General features: G+C 69.5%; 16 protein-coding genes. 3 read left to right on the top strand and 13 right to left on the bottom strand.

The window, feature by feature from the left end:
• Positions 1-140 precede the first annotated feature (140 nt).
• The gene (locus ABD987_RS17810) at positions 141-1,286 is read right to left on the bottom strand and encodes an acyl-CoA dehydrogenase family protein (RefSeq protein ID WP_345394143.1); all 1,146 of its coding nucleotides are present in this window, start codon (positions 1,284-1,286) and stop codon (positions 141-143) included.
• A gap of 100 nt (positions 1,287-1,386) precedes the next feature.
• On the opposite strand from ABD987_RS17810, the gene ABD987_RS17805 reads away from it, so the two are divergent.
• The 3 genes from ABD987_RS17805 to ABD987_RS17795 all read left to right on the top strand — a co-directional run bounded on the left by ABD987_RS17805 (position 1,387) and on the right by ABD987_RS17795 (position 4,469).
• Positions 1,387-2,007 carry a TetR/AcrR family transcriptional regulator gene (locus tag ABD987_RS17805; protein WP_345394139.1) on the top strand — a complete coding sequence of 207 codons (621 nt, stop codon included), beginning with the start codon at positions 1,387-1,389 and terminating at the stop codon, positions 2,005-2,007.
• An 18-nt stretch (positions 2,008-2,025) separates the two neighbouring features.
• On the top strand, positions 2,026-2,967 hold the full coding sequence (locus tag ABD987_RS17800; protein WP_345394136.1) for a carbohydrate kinase family protein: 942 nt from the start codon (positions 2,026-2,028) through the stop codon (positions 2,965-2,967).
• Between the two features lie 188 nt (positions 2,968-3,155).
• Positions 3,156-4,469, top strand: coding sequence for a citrate synthase (locus ABD987_RS17795; protein ID WP_345394133.1), 1,314 nt, complete (start codon positions 3,156-3,158; stop codon positions 4,467-4,469).
• Between the two features lie 249 nt (positions 4,470-4,718).
• Here ABD987_RS17795 and ABD987_RS17790 read toward each other — a convergent pair whose 3' ends face one another.
• The 12 genes from ABD987_RS17790 to ABD987_RS17735 form a co-directional block, all read right to left on the bottom strand.
• On the bottom strand, positions 4,719-5,909 hold the full coding sequence (locus tag ABD987_RS17790) for an ABC transporter permease (RefSeq protein ID WP_345394130.1): 1,191 nt from the start codon (positions 5,907-5,909) through the stop codon (positions 4,719-4,721).
• A complete protein-coding gene (locus tag ABD987_RS17785) occupies positions 5,906-6,832 on the bottom strand; it encodes an ABC transporter ATP-binding protein (RefSeq protein WP_345394127.1) in 927 nt (308 codons plus the stop codon). Before ABD987_RS17785 ends, ABD987_RS17790 begins: the two co-directional genes overlap by 4 nt.
• Positions 6,825-7,376, bottom strand: a complete 552-nt coding sequence (locus tag ABD987_RS17780) for a hypothetical protein (protein WP_345394124.1) — start codon at positions 7,374-7,376, stop codon at positions 6,825-6,827. The genes ABD987_RS17785 and ABD987_RS17780 overlap by 8 nt, the downstream gene beginning before the upstream one ends.
• Positions 7,373-7,642: a helix-turn-helix transcriptional regulator gene (locus tag ABD987_RS17775; protein WP_345394121.1), complete on the bottom strand. Its 270-nt coding sequence runs from the start codon at positions 7,640-7,642 to the stop codon at positions 7,373-7,375. Before ABD987_RS17775 ends, ABD987_RS17780 begins: the two co-directional genes overlap by 4 nt.
• 142 nt (positions 7,643-7,784) lie before the next feature.
• Entirely contained in the window at positions 7,785-8,330 is a 546-nt protein-coding gene (locus ABD987_RS17770) for a TetR/AcrR family transcriptional regulator (RefSeq protein ID WP_378214102.1), read from the bottom strand.
• Positions 8,331-8,640: 310 nt separating this feature from the next.
• On the bottom strand, positions 8,641-9,252 hold the full coding sequence (locus ABD987_RS17765) for a gamma-glutamylcyclotransferase (protein WP_345394777.1): 612 nt from the start codon (positions 9,250-9,252) through the stop codon (positions 8,641-8,643).
• Positions 9,249-10,346 (bottom strand): S-(hydroxymethyl)mycothiol dehydrogenase, encoded by a 1,098-nt coding sequence (locus ABD987_RS17760; protein WP_345394114.1) that lies wholly within the window; start codon positions 10,344-10,346, stop codon positions 9,249-9,251. The genes ABD987_RS17765 and ABD987_RS17760 overlap by 4 nt, the downstream gene beginning before the upstream one ends.
• A 99-nt stretch (positions 10,347-10,445) precedes the next feature.
• Positions 10,446-11,711, bottom strand: a complete 1,266-nt coding sequence (locus ABD987_RS17755) for a C39 family peptidase (protein ID WP_345394111.1) — start codon at positions 11,709-11,711, stop codon at positions 10,446-10,448.
• A 74-nt stretch (positions 11,712-11,785) separates the two neighbouring features.
• The gene (locus tag ABD987_RS17750; protein ID WP_345394108.1) at positions 11,786-12,187 is read right to left on the bottom strand and encodes a PaaI family thioesterase; all 402 of its coding nucleotides are present in this window, start codon (positions 12,185-12,187) and stop codon (positions 11,786-11,788) included.
• A gap of 37 nt (positions 12,188-12,224) precedes the next feature.
• Positions 12,225-16,250, bottom strand: coding sequence for a tetratricopeptide repeat protein (locus ABD987_RS17745; protein WP_345394105.1), 4,026 nt, complete (start codon positions 16,248-16,250; stop codon positions 12,225-12,227).
• Positions 16,251-16,260: 10 nt separating this feature from the next.
• On the bottom strand, positions 16,261-16,590 hold the full coding sequence (locus ABD987_RS17740) for a trypco2 family protein (protein ID WP_345394102.1): 330 nt from the start codon (positions 16,588-16,590) through the stop codon (positions 16,261-16,263).
• Positions 16,591-16,614: 24 nt separating this feature from the next.
• Entirely contained in the window at positions 16,615-18,339 is a 1,725-nt protein-coding gene (locus tag ABD987_RS17735; RefSeq protein WP_345394099.1) for a TIGR03767 family metallophosphoesterase, read from the bottom strand.
• Positions 18,340-18,694 lie beyond the last annotated feature (355 nt).

Raw genomic sequence — 18,694 nt, 5'->3', positions numbered from 1 at the left:
GCCTTCCACCCGTCCCGTTCCGGCGAACTCGCGTGTCTGGACGCGCGGCTCGCGTGATTGAGGGCGTAACTCGCGTGATCGGCGGCGTATCTCGCGAGTTACGTGCCCGATCACGCGAGTTCCGTCCGTGGTCACGTGAGTTACGCGGAACGGAGTTCGCGGGCGATGACCATGCGCTGGATCTGGTTGGTGCCCTCGAAGATCTGCGGCACCTTCGCCTCGCGCATGAAACGTTCCACCGGGAAGTCGCGGGTGTATCCGGCGCCGCCGAGGACCTGGACCGCGTCCGTGGTCACCTTCATCGCGCCGTCGGTGGCGACGAGCTTCGCGATCGATGCCTGGCGCTGGAACGGCATCCCTCGGTCGCGGCGGCGCGCGGCGTCGAGGTAGGTCGCGCGGGCGGACTCGACCGTCGCGGCCATGTCGGCGAGCAGGAACTCGACGCCCTGGAAGTCGATGATCGCCTTCCCGAACTGCCGCCGCTCCTTCGCGTAGGAGACCGCCTCGTCGAGCGCGGCCTGGGCGAGGCCCACCGCGCACGCCGCGATCCCCAGCCTGCCCGAGCTGAGCGAGGACAGCGCGATCTTCAGCCCGTGCCCCTCGTCGCCGAGCAGCCGGTCGGTGTCGATCCGGGCGTCTTCGAAGATCAGCTGCGCGGTGGTGGAGCCGGTCAGGCCCATCTTCCGCTCCTTCGGCGCCGCCGAGACGCCGTCGGTCGCGCCGTCGACGAGCAGGCAGGAGACGCCGCGGCCGCCGTCGTCACTCGTACGCACCATCGTGGTGTAGAAGTCGGCTTCACCCGCGTGGGTGATCCAGGCCTTGGTGCCGTTGACGACGTACTGGTCGCCGTCGCGCCGCGCGCGGGTGGTCAGCGCCGCCGCGTCGGAGCCGGCCTGCGTCTCGGAAAGCGCGTAGGCGCCGAGCAGATCGCCTTCGAGCATGGCGGGCAGCCAGTGGTCACGCTGCGTGTCCGTGCCGTAGTGCGCCAGTGCGTAGCAGGACATCGTGTGCACGGAGAGCCCGACGCCGACCGACATCCACGCGGCCGCGATCTCCTCCAGGACCTGCAGGTACACCTCGTACGGCACCTCGCCGCCGCCCCAGCGCTCCGCGTACGGCAGGCCGAGCAGCCCGGACTTGCCGAGCAGCCGGAACTGCTCGCGGGGGAAGCGCTCGGCCTCCTCGTACTCCGCGGCGCGCGGCGCGAGTTCGGCACGGGCGATTTCGGTGGCCAGCGCGACGAGGTCTTCGGCCTCCGGGCTGGGCAGCAGGCGTTCCGCGGGCATGTCCCCTCCAGACAGCTGTACTGAAAACAGTACTCTAGGGCAATTTAGAGTACAGTAGCGGTGAGCTGGGGCACACCGGCCGATGAGGGATAGTGGTCCGATGTCCGAAAGCGACGCGCCGAGGGCGCAGGCCTCCGTCCGCGAGGCCCGGCGCCCGACCGCCCGGCAGCGCGCACTGCTCACCCAGCTCGAGACCCTGTTCCTCGCCGAGGGGTTCGCCCAGTTCACGCTCGACGACCTCGCCGCCCGCCTCCGCTGCTCGAAGTCGACGCTCTACACGCTCGCGCCGAGCAAGGAGCAGCTCGCGGTCAAGGTCGTCACGCACTTCTTCAAGGGCGCGGCGGAACGGATCGAGGAGCGCATCTCCGGGATCGACGACGCGCGCAAGCTGATCGGGGAGTACCTCAGCGGGGTCTCGGAGCACCTCGAACGCGCTTCGGCGGCGTTCATGACCGACATCGGCGGCTTCGGACCGGCCCGCGACACCTATCAGCTCAACAGCCGCGTGGCCGCGCGTCGCATCAGGACATTTATTGACAAGGGCGTGGCCGACGGCGTTTTCCGCGACGTCCACGCGCGGCTTGTCGCGGAAATGACCGGGCTGATCATCGAGGGTATCCAGACCGGGGTGCTCGGCGAGCGGACCGCGGTGTCCGACGCCAAGGCGTTCACCGCGCTGTCGGAACTTCTGCTCGGCGGACTGGCGACACAGCGCGATTGACGCGGTATCTTTCGGCGCGTGATTGTGGTTGGTGGAGAGGCGCTCGTCGACCTCGTACCCGGTGCACCGTTGGACTCCACAGTGGACGGTGGGCTGCGCGCGCTGCTGCCGCGGCTCGGCGGTGGTCCATACAACGTCGCGCTCGCGGCCGGGCGCCTCGGCGTTCCTGTCCGGTTTCTGTCCCGTGTTTCCACCGACCGGTTCGGTGCCGCGCTGATCGACCGGCTGCACGCCTCGTCCGTCGGCACCGGCCTCGTGCAGCGCGGTGACGAGCCGACCACCCTCGCGGTCGTCGCGCTCGACGAGCGGGGCTCGGCGCACTACACCTTCTACACCGAGGGCACCGCCGACCGGCTCGTCACCGACCCCGGCCCGCTGCCGGACGGGGTGACCACGCTCTCCCTCGGCACGCTCGGCATGGTCCTCGAACCCGGCGCGAGCGCGTACGAAGCGGTGCTGCGCCGCGAGGCCGCGCGCGGCGTGCTGACCGTGCTCGACCCGAACATCCGCGAGGCGCTGATCACCGACCCCGCCGCGTATCGGGCGCGCTTCGCTTCGTGGCTGCCGGACGTCCGGCTGCTGAAGATCTCCGACGACGACGCCGCGTGGCTCGCCGAGGGCGCGGACCCGATCGCCGCCGCGAAAACCTGGGTCGAGTCCGGAGTGGACGCCGTCGTGCTGACCCGGGGCGCCGACGGGCTCGTGGTGATCACCGACGCGGGTGAGCTGGCCCACGTGCCGTCCCGCCGGGTGGACGTCGTCGACACCATCGGAGCGGGCGACACCGTGCAGGGCGCGCTGATGGCGTGGCTGAGCACACGCGGGGTGACCCGGTTGCGCGAACTCGGTGCCGCTGAGTGGCACGAAGCACTGGAATTCGCGGCGAAAGCGGCGTCGATCACGGTATCGCGCAGTGGAGCCGAACCGCCGACGGCCGAAGAAATGGCATCCACCGTGTGAACCTTGTCCCAAAGGGGCTGTTACGGGCAACGCATCGGCTGCGCGTTCCCCCCTCCCTCGACTAGCGTAGAGGGGAATTCATACCCCAGCGGGGCGGTGTGCAGCGAGGCGTCAGGTTCTCGCGGTGAATGGCTACCTGTGGAACCTACAGGCGCCGCCGTCCCGTGCCAGATCTGAGAGGGACCTGCATGTCCGACGCGACGACTGCGGGGCAGCCCGGCGACACCGCGACGCTGCGCCTGCCGAGTGGCGAACACGAGTTCAAGGTGGTCCACCCGGTCGAGGGTGCGCCCGGGATCGAGCTGGGGAAGCTGCTGGCGACGACGGGGTACGTCACCTACGACCCCGGTTTCGTCAACACCGGGTCGACCTCCTCGGCCATCACCTACATCGACGGTGACGCGGGCATCCTGCGCTACCGCGGTTACCCGATCGAACAGCTGGCGGGGAAGTCGACGTTCATCGAGGTCTCCTACCTGCTGATCTACGGCGAGCTGCCGACCGAGGCCCAGCTGGCCGAGTTCACCGAGAAGATCCAGCGGCACACGCTGCTGCACGAGGACCTGAAGCTGTTCTTCAACGGCTTCCCGCGCGACGCGCACCCGATGCCGGTGCTCTCTAGCGCCGTGTCCGCGCTGTCGACCTTCTACCAGGACTCGCTCAACCCGTTCGACGAGTCGAACGTCGAGCTGTCCACCATCCGCCTGCTGGCCAAGGTGCCGACCCTGGCGGCCTACGCCTACAAGAAGTCGGTCGGGCAGCCGTTCCTCTACCCGGACAACTCGCTCGGCCTCGTCGAGAACTTCCTCCGGATGACCTTCGGCTTCCCCGCCGAGCCCTACGAGGTCGACCCGGAGGTCGCGAAGGCGCTCGACCTGCTGTTCATCCTGCACGCCGACCACGAGCAGAACTGCTCGACCTCGACCGTGCGGCTCGTCGGCTCCTCCGAGGCGAACCTGTTCGCCTCGATCTCCGCGGGGATCAACGCGCTGTTCGGCCCGCTGCACGGCGGCGCGAACTCCGCGGTGCTCGACATGCTCGAGGGCATCCGCGCGGACGGCGGCGACGTCGGCACGTTCGTGAACCGGGTGAAGAACAAGGAACAGGGCGTCCGGCTCATGGGCTTCGGGCACCGGGTCTACAAGAACTACGACCCGCGCGCGAAGATCATCAAGGCCACCGCGGACGACATCCTGTCCAAGCTCAAGGGCGGCGACCAGCTCCTCGACATCGCGAAGAAGCTCGAAGAGACCGCGCTTTCCGACGACTACTTCGTCTCGCGGAAGCTGTACCCGAACGTGGACTTCTACACCGGTCTCATCTACCGGGCGCTCGGGTTCCCGACGAAGTTCTTCACCGTGCTGTTCGCGCTCGGCCGGCTGCCCGGCTGGATCGCGCACTGGCGCGAGATGATCCAGGACCCGCAGACGAAGATCGGGCGTCCGCGGCAGATCTACACCGGCCACGCGTCGCGCGACTACACGCCGATCTCCGAGCGGTGATCCAGCGCTTCGTCGCGTAGTACTTCTCGAAGGCCATCCCGGGCTCCGCGCCGCCGGGGTGGCCTTCGTCGTGTTCCGAGCCCCGGTGGGCGCATTCGCGGCGCCGTGACCGGTCCGCGTGAGTCACACCAGCCACAGTGGACACATCCGCGCACCGTGGTCACCCAGGTCCGTGGGGGCCTCCTTGAGGGACCCTAGGTCCCTCAAGGAGGCCCCCACGGACCGCTGAAGGGCCGGTAAGGAGAGAACTCAGCCGCGCAGGGCTTCGGTGAGTTTGATGCGGCTGCCCAGCCGCAGGACGCTGTTGCCGTAGATCTTCCCGCCGAGCCAGGTGAGCAGCGCGACGAGCGCGCCGGTCAGTACCAGCGAGGCCACGATCTCCCAGCTCGCCGCCGCGCCGGTCGAGATCCGGGCTGGCATCAGGATCGGCGAGAACAGCGGCACCAGCGAAAGCACCTTCGTCGCTGTCCCGTCCGGCGACTGGATCAGCAGGTTGAACCCGACGATGAAGCCGATGATCAGCACCATGTTCACCGGCCCGACCACCGACTGCGTGTCCTCCTGCCGGGAGACCAGCGACCCCATCGCGCCGTAAATGGTGGCGTACAACAGGAATCCGAGCAGATACCAGACCAGGCCCCACACCAGCGCGCCGGTGGCGAACCCGGCCAGCGTGAACACCCCGGTCGCCGACGCCACCGCCGCGCCGACCACCGCCAGGATCGCCAGCTGGGTCAGTCCGACCAGGCCGAGCCCGAGCACCTTGCCCATCAGCAACTGCCACGGCCGCACGCTGGAGAGCAGGATCTCCACGACCCGGCTGGACTTCTCCTCCACGACCCCCTGGGCCACCAGCACCCCGTAGGTCACGATGCTCATGTAGAGCAGCCCCACCACGACCAGGCCGATGACGAGCCGCTTGTCGCTGTCGGGATCCTTCGGCTTGATCGCGTCGACACCGACCGAGACCGCCGACACCTCGCGCATCACCTGCGCCGGATCGAGGCCCTTCTCCGCCAGTGTCGCGTCCAGCACCTGCTGCCGGGCGACCTGGTCGAGCACCGCGCGCAACTTGGAGTCCAAAGTGGACTTCACGAGGACCTTGAGCTCCGAAGCGCTCCCGGACACCAGCGCGTCGAAGTCGCCCTTGTCGACCTTTTCCCTGCCCTCGGCCGCATTGGGCACCGCGACGGTTTTGATCGTCTGGCCCGTCTGCGCACCGGCGGCCTGGAGCTGCTGCGCGACCCCCATCGACTGACCGGTCAGCCCCACGGTGCTCGTGCTCTTCGAACCGGCCAAGAACGCCTGGAACGTGACGACACCGATGAGCACCAACAGCATCACCGCCGTGCCCACCACGAACGACCGTGTCCGCAGCCGGGTGTTCAGTTCCCGCTTCATGACGAGCCAGACCGCCCGTCGCGCGCTGAGCGTCTTCACGCCGTTTCCCCCTCGGCTCGCGGCTGCTCGGCGACCGCGTCGCGGAACAGTTCGGTCAGTGTCCGCCGTTGCCTGCTGAACTCGGTGACCGGGCCGGTGGCCAGCGCCGCGGCGAGCACGGCCTGGTCGTCGGCGCTCGGCGCCAGGTCGAGAACGCTTGTCGGGCCGTGGTTTTCCAGCACCCGCACGCCGGGCAGCGCGGCCGCCCACCCCGGCGGCGCCGACGGCGCGGTCACCACCAGCTTGCTGCCCGCGCGTCCGGTCAGCTCGGCCACCGGTCCCGTCGCGACCATCCGTCCACTTCGGATGATCCCGACCCGGTCGCACAGCCGCTCCACCAGATCGAGCTGGTGACTGGAGAACACCACCGGCACCCCGGTCGCCGCCTTCTCCCGCAGCACCGCGCTCATCACGTCGACCGCGATCGGGTCCAGCCCGGAGAACGGCTCGTCGAGCACGAGCACCCCCGGATCGTGCACCAGCGCGGCCGCGAGCTGAACCCGTTGCTGGTTACCGAGACTCAGCTTCTGGACCTCGTCCCTGCGCCGCTCGGAAAGCCCGAGCCGCGCGATCCAGTTCTCCGCGTTGCGATGCGCCTCGTTCGCGCTCAGCCCGTGCAGCTCGGCCAGATAGACGAGCTGGTCGAGCACCTTCATCTTCGGGTACAGGCCGCGTTCCTCCGGCATGTATCCGATGTGCGTACGGGCCTCGTGCGTGATCGGCTTCCCGTCGAAGCGGACCTCGCCCGCGTCCGCGGCCAGTACTCCCAGCGCGATCCGCATCGTCGTGGTCTTGCCGGCGCCGTTGCTGCCGACGAATCCGAACAGCTCGCCCGCGCGGACGTCGAAGCTCACGCCGTCCAGCGCGACCTTCGCGCCGTACCGCTTGGAAATCCCGTCGATCTCCAGTGACTTGTCACCCATCCCCGTTCCCCTCCTCCAGAAAATCCTCGGGGTCGTCGTCCGGCAGTGACCAGCCGAGCACCACCGTCGACACCGTGCTCCCGGTGACGAGCAGCGCCGCGAGCATCATCGCGCCCCGTATCCCGCTGTCGTGCTGCGGCGAGATCGCCAACCCGTAGAACATCGCCACGGTCATCAGGAATGACAGCGTCAGGAAGGCGATGAACGTGATCCGGTGCCGCCAGTCGCGTTCGCGCTCGTCGAGCAGCCGGGAGAAACCACTGCTGATCCGGCCGGTGAGGATCCGCAGCAGGACGAACCCGACGGCGCCGATGGCGAATCCGCCGAACCAGGTGCCCAGCGAAAACCACGGGGCGGCGAGCTTGAAACTCGCCGCGCTCGTGATGAGCACCAGGTCGCCGAGCAGCACCACCGCCACCAGTTGCCTGCGCCGCCGCCGCGTCCGCCAGGTCGGCAGCTTCCGTGCCCGGCGCGTCTCCTGCTCGTCCAGTTTGTCCAGTTGCCTTTCCCAATAGGCGGCGAGGCGGCCTGGTTTTCCGGTCATGCTCCCCCCTCGCGATAGACCTGAGTGGACAGTGGCGCGAACGGCTCGCGGCTGAACACCGCCTCCACCGGGAGGCCGAACACCGCGCAGATCCGGAACGCCAGGTCCAGGCTCGGGTAGTGATCGCCGCGTTCGAGCGCACCGATGGTCTGTGGGTTGACCTCGACCGCCGCCGCGAGCGCGGCCCTGCTCAGCCCGCGCTCCGCCCGAAGCACGGGAAGCCGGTTGTAGATCGGCAGCTCTTTGCCGCGTCGCACCGGACTCATAGAACGTACTGTTGCAAAAACCCAACGAGTCGTCAAGTTGTTCGCGCTGGGTGTTGCATCGATCGCAGCCGAAGATGCACGGGAAAGTGCCTGTGCAGGCGAGGGAGGATATGCGGGAACCCCCGAACGGGGGCCCCGGAGATCAGGGGCGCAGCGACGCGTCGAGCACGTGCGCGAATTCCGCCATGAGGGCGGTTTCTTCGATGTCGGTCGTGGCGGGCCGCAGCGAGAACGCGAAGGACTGGACCAGCAGCAGCACCGACCGTGCCTGGGCGGCGACGTTGGCCCTGCGGATCGAGCCGTCGCGATGACCGGCGGCGAGCAGCTGGTGGACCACCTTCTCGGCGAACCGCTGGGTCCGGCCCAGCCGTTCGACGATGTAGGGCAGCAACAGCTCGGGATCGACGTCGAGCAGGGTGCGGAACAGCGGATCACCAGCCAGGGAACGGATTCCGCTGGCGGCGATGAGCACCAGCCGTTCCCTGCTGTGCCGCGCACCGGCGCCCTGATCGCTGGCGTGCCGCAGCAACCCGCCGAACTCGCGGGTCATCAACGCGCTGAGCACACTGCGAACGTCGGGGAAGCGCCGGTAGACGGTCATCCGGCTGACACCGGCGGTCCTGGCGATCTCGGCGAGCGTGGTGCGGCGCACCCCGACGGCGAGCACGCACTGGCGCGCCGCGTCCATGAGTACGTCGTCGGGAACTCTCGTCGCCGCCTGCCGGTTGCGGGTGTCCGCCAGAGCGGAGGGGGCACTCGGCATGATGTGACGATTCACCTCCAGAAACAACACATAGTCGTGCACAACTGGTAAGCCACCGGAATCGCCGGGCGCGGGGTCGGGGAGAAAGGGCCACCGCGGCGAGGCGGGGGAAGATGGCTCGGCCAGGGTATCGGTTCAGCCGCTCCGTGGAACGTGAACCTTGTTTTGTTGGAAAGAATTGCTGAGCGTCGTAGTGCTGTGACTCAGCGCTCTGTGGTGTCAGTACCCCGTGACTTCAGGGCAAAACAACGCAGGGCACACCGTGTCCCGTCGCCGCGACGCCGTCCAGTGCGGCCGCCCGCGCCTGTGTCACCTCGGCGATCCGGACCGGCGAGCCGTTGACCAGCAACGGAAAGCGGATTCCGGCAGCGCCGACGTAGGCGAGTACCTCGGCGGGGCGTGCGCCGTCTTCCAAGGTGATGTCCGGGTTTGTCAGCCGTGCCAGGTGATAGCGCTCGCCGCGGCCTTCGCATATATCGAGAATCGCGAGTTGTTCCGGTGTCACGAACCAGACCGCGTGCTCTTCGACGACACCGCGCATCGCGGTGAGGGTGGCCGGGCGCTGGCCGTCCCGTTTCCGCAGTCCGGACGCCCACACCGCGGCCAGTCCGGCACACCGGGCCCGCACCACCACGACCGGCCCGCGCAGGCCCAGTTCCTCGCGCAGCCAGGTGATTTTCGACGGGCAGGCGTTGGAGCCGTAGGCCAGCACCGCCTGCCGGTCCCGCCAGCCGGCCGGCGCCGTGTCGAGTGGACGACCCGCGGCGTCCGAATGGACGAACGAACATCCCGGCCGCGCCCCAGGATAGGGGTGGGCCGGGTACTCGTCGTCGGTGAAGAGGATCAGAACGTCACCACGCTGCGCAGCACTTCGCCGCGGTGCATCCGGCCGAACGCCGCCTCGACGTCGTTCACCCCGATACGTTCGGTGACGAACTTGTCCAGTGGCAGCCTGCCCTGCAGGTAGAGGTCCACCAGCATCGGGAAGTCCCGCGACGGCAGGCAGTCGCCGTACCAGGAGGACTTGAGCGAGCCGCCACGGGAGAAGAAGTCGATGAGCGGCAGATCGTCGAGACGCATTTCCGGCGTCGGGACCCCGACCAGCACGACCGTCCCGGCCAGATCGCGGCCGTAGAAGGCCTGGCGCCAGGTCTCCGGCCTGCCCACCGCGTCGATCACCACGTCCGCGCCGAACGAGCCGGTGGCCTCCCGGATGGTCTCGACCACTTCGGCCTCGGCCAGGCCCTTGCTGTTGAGCAGGTGGGTCGCGCCGAACTCCTGTGCCCAGGTGAGCTTGCGGTCGTCCGTGTCGATCGCGACGATCGTCGTCGCGCCCGCGAGCTTCGCCCCGGCGATCGCGGCGTTCCCGACCCCGCCACAGCCGATCACGGCCACCGAGTCGCCCCGGCCCACCGCGCCGGTGTTGAGCGCGGCGCCGAGCCCGGCCATCACACCGCAGCCCAGCAGGCCGGCGACCGCGGGCTCCGCGGCGGGAGCGACCTTCGTGCACTGTCCACTGTGGACCAGCGTCTTCTCCAGGAACGCGCCGATCCCGAGCGCCGGGCTGAGCTTCGTGCCGTCGGACAGCGTCATCGGCCGGCTGGCGTTGAAGGTCGAGAAGCAGTACCAGGGCTTTCCGCGGCGACAGGCCCGGCAGCTCCCGCAGACGGCCCGCCAGTTCAGGACGACGTAGTCGCCGGGTTCGAGGTCGGTGACCCCGGCGCCGACCCGCTCGACGACACCGGCGGCCTCGTGTCCGAGCAGGAACGGGAACTCGTCGTTGATCCCGCCCTCGCGGTAGTGCAGGTCGGTGTGGCACACCCCGCACGCCTGCACCGAGACGACCGCTTCGCCGGGGCCCGGATCGGGGACGAGCACGGTCTCCACCGTGACCGGCTCACCCTTCGCGCGCGCGACGACGCCCTGGACCTCGTACGGCATGCCTCGACCACCTTCCGGCTGCGGTGCTGGTACCCGCAGCTTGCCACGGAAGCCGGGGCCATGGCGACTCGCGCATGGGTGCGCGGGCGGCGCCGCTGGTCAGGCCGGGGTGAGGAGGTAGACGACACCGCCGGGGCCGCTCGCGACCCCGCCGTCGGCGGTGTGCCGCTTGGTGCGCTGCCAGATCTTTTCGAACTGGTCGCGCTTGTAGACGGTCCGGACGTTGTCGTTGCTGTTGGACGCCGGGTCGTTGACGATGACGTCCCCGTGCTCGGTGAACCCGATGACGACCATGATGTGCCCGGCGGTGCCGTACCCGGCGCCGTCGAGCTCGTCGGCCTCGAACGACTGCGACGTGATCACCGGGATGCCGCGGGCGATGTAGTTCTCCAGCTCGGTGAGCGAGTGCAGCCGGGTGATGTGCCCGCGCAGCCCGAACGTCGCGGCGTAGGCGCTGTTGAACGGCCAGTTCCCGGTGCCCTCGTAGGCGTAGTCGTAGGTGTAGCGCGCCGCGTAGGCCACGGACGGGTCGACGTAGCCCGCCGGGATCCAGGCCATGTCGGCGGCTTTGGGACGCCTGCCCCAGTACTCGGCGACCATCTCGGTCGAGGTCGGGCTGCACCAGTTCTCCCCGCCGCCACCGTACTGCGGGAACTGTCCTTTGTGGAGGTTCTGTGCGTACGGCGGCACGTCCAGCTCGATCCCGGTCGCCCGGCCCGGTTTCGTGGTGCGGACGTCGAAGCGGTCGGGCACCGCGGAGGTCATCGCGCCCAGCGACGTCACCACCGGGGTGACACGCGAACCGGCCTCGCGGTACAGCGTGACCCGCAGCCGGAACGACCGCAGCGTGACACCGCTCTTCGTGCCGAGGGTGTCGACGTCCACGCTCGCGTTCGCGTCGTCCTGGCCGTTGACGCTGGTCCGCTGGATGTCGCCGTCCCCGCTCGCCCAGCGCCCCAGCACGTACCAGGCGGTCTCGGCGCCGGTCGCGGTCCGGCCGCTGGCCTCGATCTGCAGCCACGTCTTCTCGGGCGTCCTCGCGTTCCACGAGGCGATCAGCTGGGTCGCGTCGAAGCCCTGGCTGTACCTCGGCGAGGTCCAGGTGCCGTACTCGTAGGTCCGGGTGGTGCCCAGCGCGGGCTCGGTGTGCTGGATCGTGCCCGCCGGACGGGTGATGCGCAGCCCGTCGTGCCCGGCGCCGACCCCGGCCGTCTCACCGTGGGAGAAGCCGTGCCTTGCCGACCATTCGTGGTAGTCGATCGCCTCGTCGTCCCCGGGCCGTCCGGGCTGGGCCCCGGCGACCTGCGTGGTTACCGCGGTCAGCATGACGATGGACAGTAGCGTGAACAACCCGCGCACCCGCATTCCGGCTCCAACCTTCCGCACCCACCCAGTAGCGAGAGATTTTCGCCGGTCGGGACCGGACTGTAAACAGTTGGCTACAAGACGGCCTGCGTCTGTGTCGTTTTCGCGACCAGCTTGCCCGCGTCGTCGTGGATCTCCGTCTCCACCACCACGAACCTCCGGCCCGCGTGCAGCGGCCTCGACGACGCGACCGCGTACCCCGAACGGACGGCACGCAGGAAGTTCGTCTTCGACTCGACGGTCGTCGTGCCCTGCGCGCCCTCGGGCAGGTTGAGGAACGCGCACACCGCGCCCGTCGCGTCGGCCAGCGCCATCAGCGCGCCCCCGTGCAACACGCCGCCGAGCGTGCACAGGTCGTCGGCGTGCTCGAGCCTGCTGCGGACCAGTTCGGGGCCGTGCTCCAGCACCTCGACGCCGAGCCGCTCGGAGAACGGCATGGTCCGGTGGAACAGCTGCGTGCCTTCGAGGTCGATCATGCCGTGAAGCCTGCCTCATCCGGACGCGCGACGTCGATTACCCCGGAGGTAACTGCCAGCGTTTCTGGAGTCGCAGCGCCCGCGCCAGATCGGACTCCGCGCCGGGCAGCGCGCGGTACAACTCCATGACCTCGGCGATCGTCGCGAGGGCTCGTTCGCGCTGCCCGAGATCGTGGTGACTGAGCGCGAGGTTGTGGAGGCTGCTCGCCAGGCCGGGCCGGTACCGGGCAGGGTGCTTCGCGGCGAGTGCGCGCCGGATCTCGACGGCTTCGCTGACCGAAGCGAGCGCCTCGTCGTAAAGCCGGAGCGCGGCTTGGTGGTTGGAGAGGCTGTGCAGATTCGTGGCGAGATCAGGCAGGAGGAGGTCCGCTCGGTTCGCGGCGAGGTCTCGCTGGATCCGGACGGCTTCGGCAGCGGCGGAGACCGCTTCGTCGTGATCGCCGAGCGCGGCATGGCGGTTCGCGAGCCGGGCGAGACTGCCCGCCAGGTCGGGCAGGTAGGGGACTGGGCGTTGCGCGACGAGCTCCTGTCGAATCTGGACGGCTTCACTGATCGAGCCGAGCGCGTCCTCCCAGCGGCCGACGTCGGCTTGGCAGCCGGACAGGTTGTGCAGGTACGCGGCGAGGCCGGGGAGGTGGGTGTCGGGTCGTTGTCCGGCGAGTTCGCGCTGGATCCGGACGACTTCGGTAATGGTGGCCAGTGCTTCTTCGTGGTGGCCGAGGTTTGCTTGACGGTTGGCGAGGCCGCCGAGGCTGAGAGCGAGGTTGGGCAGGTGAGCGTCGGGTCGTTGTCCGGCGAGCTTTCGCCAAATGTGGACGGCCTCGGTGGCACTGGCGAGCGCGTCGTCGTGGTGGCCGAGTTTCGCTTGGCGGTTGGCGAGATTGTGCAGACTGAGACTCAGGTCGGGAAGGTGTGTGTCGGGGCGTTGTCCGGCGAGTCGTCGTCGGATGTGGACGGCTTCGGTGGCGGTGACGAGTGCTTCTTCGCGCTGTCCCAGGTCGGCCTGGCGGTTGGCGAGGTTGTTGAGGCTGAGGCTCAGACCGGGCAGGTGGACATCCGGACGTTCTCGGGCGAGCTTTCGCCGGATGCGGACGGCTTCGGCGACGGCTTCGAGTGCTTCTTCCCGCCGGCCGAGGTCGGACTGGCTGGTGGACAGGGTGGTCAGGTACCTGGCCAGGTCGGGCAGCGAGACGTCCGGCTTGGCGTTGGCGAGTTCCCGCTGGATGTGGACGGCTTCGGTGGCGCTGGCAAGCGCTTCTTCCCATTGCCCGAGCGCGGCTTGGCGGTTGGCCAGGTTGTTGAGGCTGCGGCCGAGGTCGGGCAGGTAGGCGACAGGTCGTTCGGCGGCGAGCTTGCGCCGGGTTCGGACGGCTTCGGCCACGGAGGCCAACGCGTCTTCCGAGTGGCCGAGGTCGGCTTGGTGGTTGGACAGCATGGTCAGGCTCGCGGCGAGCCCAGGGAGGTGTGCATCGGGTCCGGTGGTCGCGAGTTCTCGCTGGATATCGATGGCTTCGGTGCTGGTGGTGAGCGCTTCTTCCAACTGCCCGAGCGCGGCTTGACGGTTGGCGAGGTTGTGCAGGCTGACGCTGAGGCTGGGCAGGTGGGTACCGGGTTGTTGTTCGGCGAGTTTTCGCCGGATTCGGACGGCTTCGGCGACGCTCTCCAGTGCCTGCTCAGGCTGTCCGATATCGGCCTGGCGGTTGGACAGCGTGGTCAGGCCCGCGGCGAGGTCCGAGAGGAGCGCCCCCGGCCGCTGGCTCAGTCGACGCCGAATCTCCACTGATTCGGTGATGCTGGCGAAACCCGCCTCCGGGTTCCCGGCTTCGGCCTGCCGGTTGGAGAGAGCGAGCAGGCTACGCGCGAGCCCGGGGAGGTGATCGCCAGGGCGCTCTTCGGCGAGTTTTCGCTGGATCCGCACAGCCTCGGTGATCGCGGTCAGGCCCTCCTCCCCACGGCCGACGACGCTCAGCCGGTTGGCGAGGTCGGTGAGGGCGGCCGCGAGCCGTGCCCGATCTCCGTCCGATTCCTGCGACTCCCGGCGCCGTGTCACAATCCTCTGTCCTAAGTAGACTTTGAGATCGGCGAGCACGTGGCTCTGGCCGGGAAGCGCCGCGTCGAGGCGGGAAAGCCAGGAGAGCTTGGCTCCGGGATCGCCTGCCAGCCGATCGAGCGCGGTCACCAGCGGCGCCGGTGCCTCCACCCGGGTGGCGACCCCGATGGCGGGTACCGCGAGCGTTTCGGCGTGCCGCAGGCAGAACGCGGTCAGCCAGGTCGCGACCGCGTCGGCGAACACCCGGTGCGCGGCCGCCCGCACGCAGACGGTCAGCAGATCCGCCGCCTCCGCTGCCCGGAGCCCTGGGGCGAGGGAATCGAGCAAGCGGGAACGGTCGAGGATCAGCCGTCCGACCAGTCTCTCGGCGAGCCGATCCGGCTGCAGGTAGGCGAAAGCCGTTTCGCCGTCGGACGGGTAGAGGTCGGCCAGCCAGGCACGGACGGTGTCGCGGCGATCCAGTGGCTGATCGGCGAGGCCCGGGATCAGCGACAGGAACTTGTCGGCGTCCTCGTGCCTTGGCGGGCCGATCAGGGCGGCCGCGGTGATCGCGTCGGTCAACGTCGCCAGGCTCAGGCCGGGCAGCAGGCCGTGGGCGCGGGCGGTGTTCTCCCAGTACCGGCGTTCGTGATCGAGTAGCCGGTCTTCCGGGCCGCGCGGCGAGGTGGTCGCGTCCGGGCTCGCGGCGTCGAGCAGGTCCGACAGCGCGGTCATCTGGACTGACAGGACCGTCTCGTCGGCGGACGTCGCAGGCGGGGAACATTCGGCGGCGGCCGAGGTCCAGTCCACGCCGCCGAAGTTCGGCGCGGGAGTGAGCGCGGCGGCGAACGCGTCCACCGCCGCGCGGTACATGTCCTCCTGACCGGACGCGGTGGCGTCGAGCACCGGCAGTTCCCGCACCGGCGCGACGTCGACCAGATCCCCGGCGAGGTCGTTCCCGCTCGCCAGCCGCTGCCACCACGACCCCGCCGTCCTGGCCAGCGCGATGATCTTCACCGGGGTCGGCGACCGGCGGCGAGTCACGACGTCGAGCAGCGCGTTTACCTGCTCGACGCGGGTTTCGGCGTAGTCGACGACCACCAGGAGCGGGACGACGGTGTCCGCGAGGACGCCGAGATCCGAAGCGGCGGAGTCCAGCCACAGCGTGGTCCGGCCAAGGCGGGCGGCGAACTCGTGCACCAGGCGGGTCTTCCCCTGCCCGCCGGGGCCGTGCAGCAGCCACAGACCGGGGCCCGGCGATTCCGCCCAGTCCCGGAGATCGCCGAGCAGTTCTTCCCTGCCCCGAAAGGGAACCACGGCGCGACGTGCGGGAAGCAGCCCGGCCGGTGACGTGATCGCCCCGCCCGTCCTGGCCCGTGCCTGCGGATCGGCCAGCTCCCGCAGCTCGATCGCCTCGGAAGAAACGCTTCCGAGGAGCGCGGCGAACGCGGGATCCCGGAGCAGCACGTACATCGGGACGGCTTCGAGCGCGGAATGCCCCCGCCCGGCCGGATCCGTCGCGATGACCCCGGTGACCAGCTCACCGCAGCACATCGCCGCGCCCGAGAGACCACCCCACGGCGACGTGCCGGGACCCGTCGCCTCGGGCGGGTGCGGGTCGAGGTTCAGCACGTACCGGTCGCCGACCATCCGGTCACCGGCGTTGAACGTCCCGGACACCTGCGCCACCTCGGCCGGCCGCCCCGCGCGCTGCACCAGCTCGGGCGAACCCCAAGTGACACAAGGGATTCCGGTCCGGTGCGTGACCGTGTGGCCGAACGCGACGACGCCGGGCGGCGGTGTCCAGGCCGCGTCGTCCACCTCGACCAGCGCCGCGTCGTCCCGGCCACCCGGCGTGCCGCACCACCGCACCCGCCCGGCGAACTGACCGGCACGGCCCGGCCGGAACACCGTCACCGGCTCGCCCGGCGCGCGCACGACATGGGCCGAGGTCAGCACCAGCCGCGGCGCGACGACGTAGCCCGAGCCGGGGCCACCGGGACCGGTGACCGCGACGACGCGTGCCCATTCCACAGGGGAATCCTCAGCGGCCCACGTGGTCCGACACGTCACCCGGCCCGGCCGGGCGGTCCGCCGATCCGGCGACGACCACGTCGCCCCCGCCCGGCAGGCGAGGGGTCACCGTCAGCTTCACCTTGTGCGTCCGCCCGCGCACCACGCCGGCCTCGACGTCGGCGGAGACCACCCACGCCTTGAACCCCGCCTTCGCCTTGGCGTCCTTGCGCAGCTCGACGGCGAATTCCAGTTCGATCGGCCCGACCACGAACTCGACGTCCGCGCCCGCCCCGCGCGTCGCCGCGGTCAGCAGTTCTTCCCGCACACCCGCGACGGCCTCAGCCAGCTCGATGTCCATGCCTCACTTTGGCACAGCGGAGGCTCAGGCGAGCGGATTGGGCAGCAGCAGCTCGGTGTTGTGGTCCGCGTCGGTGCCGACCCGGCCCGGCACGGTCTGGATGTCGTTGTAGGACAGTTCCCGGTACAGCGAGGCCAGCGCGTCCGCGCCGTGGTCGCCGTAGTCCGCCGCGTACGGGGACTCGGCCTCGATCAGGGTGGTGAACAGCGACAGCGTCCCGTCGGCGTTGTCGGCGACCTCGATGACGCGGGCGTGCTGCGGGAAGTCGATGTGCGACGCGGTGTTGATCTCCCAGAAGCTCTGCGCGGGTGTCCTGCCGCGGTGCGGGGTGATCTTGTTCTCGTGCGTGTGCCCGTTGACCCAGGCCAGCACGTTCGGGAAGCGGTTGAGGAGGCCGACGAAGGTGTCGCCGTTCAGCCGCAGTTCCAGCGGGTGCCGCCGGTCCGGCAGCAGGTTGCCCATGGACGTGCTGGTGTGGTGGCTGAACAGGATGAACAGCTCGTCGGTGACGTGCTGGGCGACCCGGTTGCCGAAGAAGTCGTAGTAGGTCGAGCTGCCGCGCTTGAGGGTCGACTCCACCCAGCTGAACTGGCCCAGCCCGATCGACCCGTCCGCGAAACCGCCCAGCGTCGTGGTGTCGAGGCTGATTCCGGTGATGCCCGGCGCGATGCGGAACGTGTAGTAGACGTTCCGGCCGTCGGCGTTGTGCTCGCCGAACCCGTGGCCGACCGGACCCGGGCCGGTGTGCGCGGGATCGAGGTGCGCGCGGACGAACTCCGCGGTGGTGAAGGGTCGGCGCCGTTCGTCCGGGGTGATCTCGCGGATCGTGCCCGAGCCGCCGGACAACTCGCTGACCGGGACCGCCGAGCCGGGCTTCGCGAGCGCCGCCGCGAGCTTCCTGGCGGTGCTCTCGTCCTTCCCGATCACCTTGTATTTGCCGGTGTACCAGGCTTCCATCCCGGGGAACTCCGGCAGTGTGCCCACGATGCTGTCGTCGTGGTTGCCGAAGGTGCAGTACCACGGGACGTCGAGCCCGGCCGCGCCGAACGTGCTCCCCGCCGCTTCGAGCAGGCCGGGGAGCTGGGGGAAGCCCTTCTTCGAATAGGCGTCGTCGAGCGGGATCCCAGGGTTCCAGTACTGCTTGTTGCCGGAGCTCTGGACGCCTTCGTAGCGGTGCGGATCGCCGGAACTCTGGGTCACCGAGCCGCCGTTGAGGAGCGTGAGGAACCAGTCGAGTTCGAGCTGTTCGTGGTTGTCGGTGTTGTCGCCGGTGGTCACCACGAGGTCGAACGCGCGCCCGGTGAACGGCCCGGCCGCCAGGCTGTTCACGCGCCGCACCAGCGCGTTGGTGCCGACGGCGCCGAGTGTCTCCTGTGGACGGTGCGCGCCGCCGGCCAGCGCGTGCAGGTACTCGAACCGGGCCGGGCTTTCGGTGTCGGTGATGTGCAGGTCGGTGAACTGCACGAACGAGCTCAGCGCGCGGCGCCGGTCGTCGCGGCCCGGTTTCGCCGCGGCCAGTTCGTCGCGGACCTTGAGCGGCCAGCCGGGACCCGCGGTGAGCCGGGTGTAGCCGGGGCCGGTGCGGACCGGGGCGGCGGCGGATTCGAGGGTGGTGCCCGCGGTGGACACCGAGCGGGTGCCGGTCAGCCGGAGCGCGCGGTCGAGCGCGTTCGAGGTGGGCGTGCACAACAGCAGCCCGAGGCCGGTGACGCCCGCCGTGGTGAACGCGCGCCTGGTCAGTTCGGCCATTTCGTGCTCCCTGCTGCTGCCTGTGGTCCGGGCCGATGTGCACGGTGCCGCATGAGGTTAGCGGGCCGGTGAACAGCGGGGAAGAGAAACACGAAGAATTCTCGCGTTCGGCGTAACGGGTGGTCGAGCGCCACATTGAGGTTTTCTCAGTAGCGGTTGGGGGTGTGCTGGTGTCACGAATGTCGCATTGGCGACGTTCAGCGTCGCGAATGTCGCATTCGTGACATCGTCTCAGCCGAAGCCCGCGTCCCGAGCGGAGCGTCGGGGACAGCGAGTGATGCTGGTGGCCTTGCGTGGGGCACGCGGGGTGCTGAAGGACGCTTTCAGTGCGTTGGGCGCGCTGAAGGACGCCTTC

Source organism: Amycolatopsis samaneae, from assembly GCF_039541975.1.
GTDB classification, from domain to species: domain Bacteria; phylum Actinomycetota; class Actinomycetes; order Mycobacteriales; family Pseudonocardiaceae; genus Amycolatopsis; species Amycolatopsis samaneae.
Note: the sequence above shows the minus strand (reverse complement) of the source record. Positions and strands in the feature narration are given on the sequence as shown.

Coding starts and splice junctions, on each gene's coding strand:
- ABD987_RS17810 (WP_345394143.1), bottom strand. CDS start 1,286: ATGCCCGCGGAACGCCTGCTGCCCAGCCCGGAGGCCGAAGACCTCGTC.
- ABD987_RS17805 (WP_345394139.1), top strand. CDS start 1,387: ATGTCCGAAAGCGACGCGCCGAGGGCGCAGGCCTCCGTCCGCGAGGCC.
- ABD987_RS17795 (WP_345394133.1), top strand. CDS start 3,156: ATGTCCGACGCGACGACTGCGGGGCAGCCCGGCGACACCGCGACGCTG.
- ABD987_RS17785 (WP_345394127.1), bottom strand. CDS start 6,832: ATGGGTGACAAGTCACTGGAGATCGACGGGATTTCCAAGCGGTACGGC.
- ABD987_RS17780 (WP_345394124.1), bottom strand. CDS start 7,376: ATGACCGGAAAACCAGGCCGCCTCGCCGCCTATTGGGAAAGGCAACTG.
- ABD987_RS17775 (WP_345394121.1), bottom strand. CDS start 7,642: ATGAGTCCGGTGCGACGCGGCAAAGAGCTGCCGATCTACAACCGGCTT.
- ABD987_RS17770 (WP_378214102.1), bottom strand. CDS start 8,330: ATGGACGCGGCGCGCCAGTGCGTGCTCGCCGTCGGGGTGCGCCGCACC.
- ABD987_RS17760 (WP_345394114.1), bottom strand. CDS start 10,346: ATGCCGTACGAGGTCCAGGGCGTCGTCGCGCGCGCGAAGGGTGAGCCG.
- ABD987_RS17755 (WP_345394111.1), bottom strand. CDS start 11,711: ATGCGGGTGCGCGGGTTGTTCACGCTACTGTCCATCGTCATGCTGACC.
- ABD987_RS17750 (WP_345394108.1), bottom strand. CDS start 12,187: ATGATCGACCTCGAAGGCACGCAGCTGTTCCACCGGACCATGCCGTTC.
- ABD987_RS17740 (WP_345394102.1), bottom strand. CDS start 16,590: ATGGACATCGAGCTGGCTGAGGCCGTCGCGGGTGTGCGGGAAGAACTG.
- ABD987_RS17735 (WP_345394099.1), bottom strand. CDS start 18,339: ATGGCCGAACTGACCAGGCGCGCGTTCACCACGGCGGGCGTCACCGGC.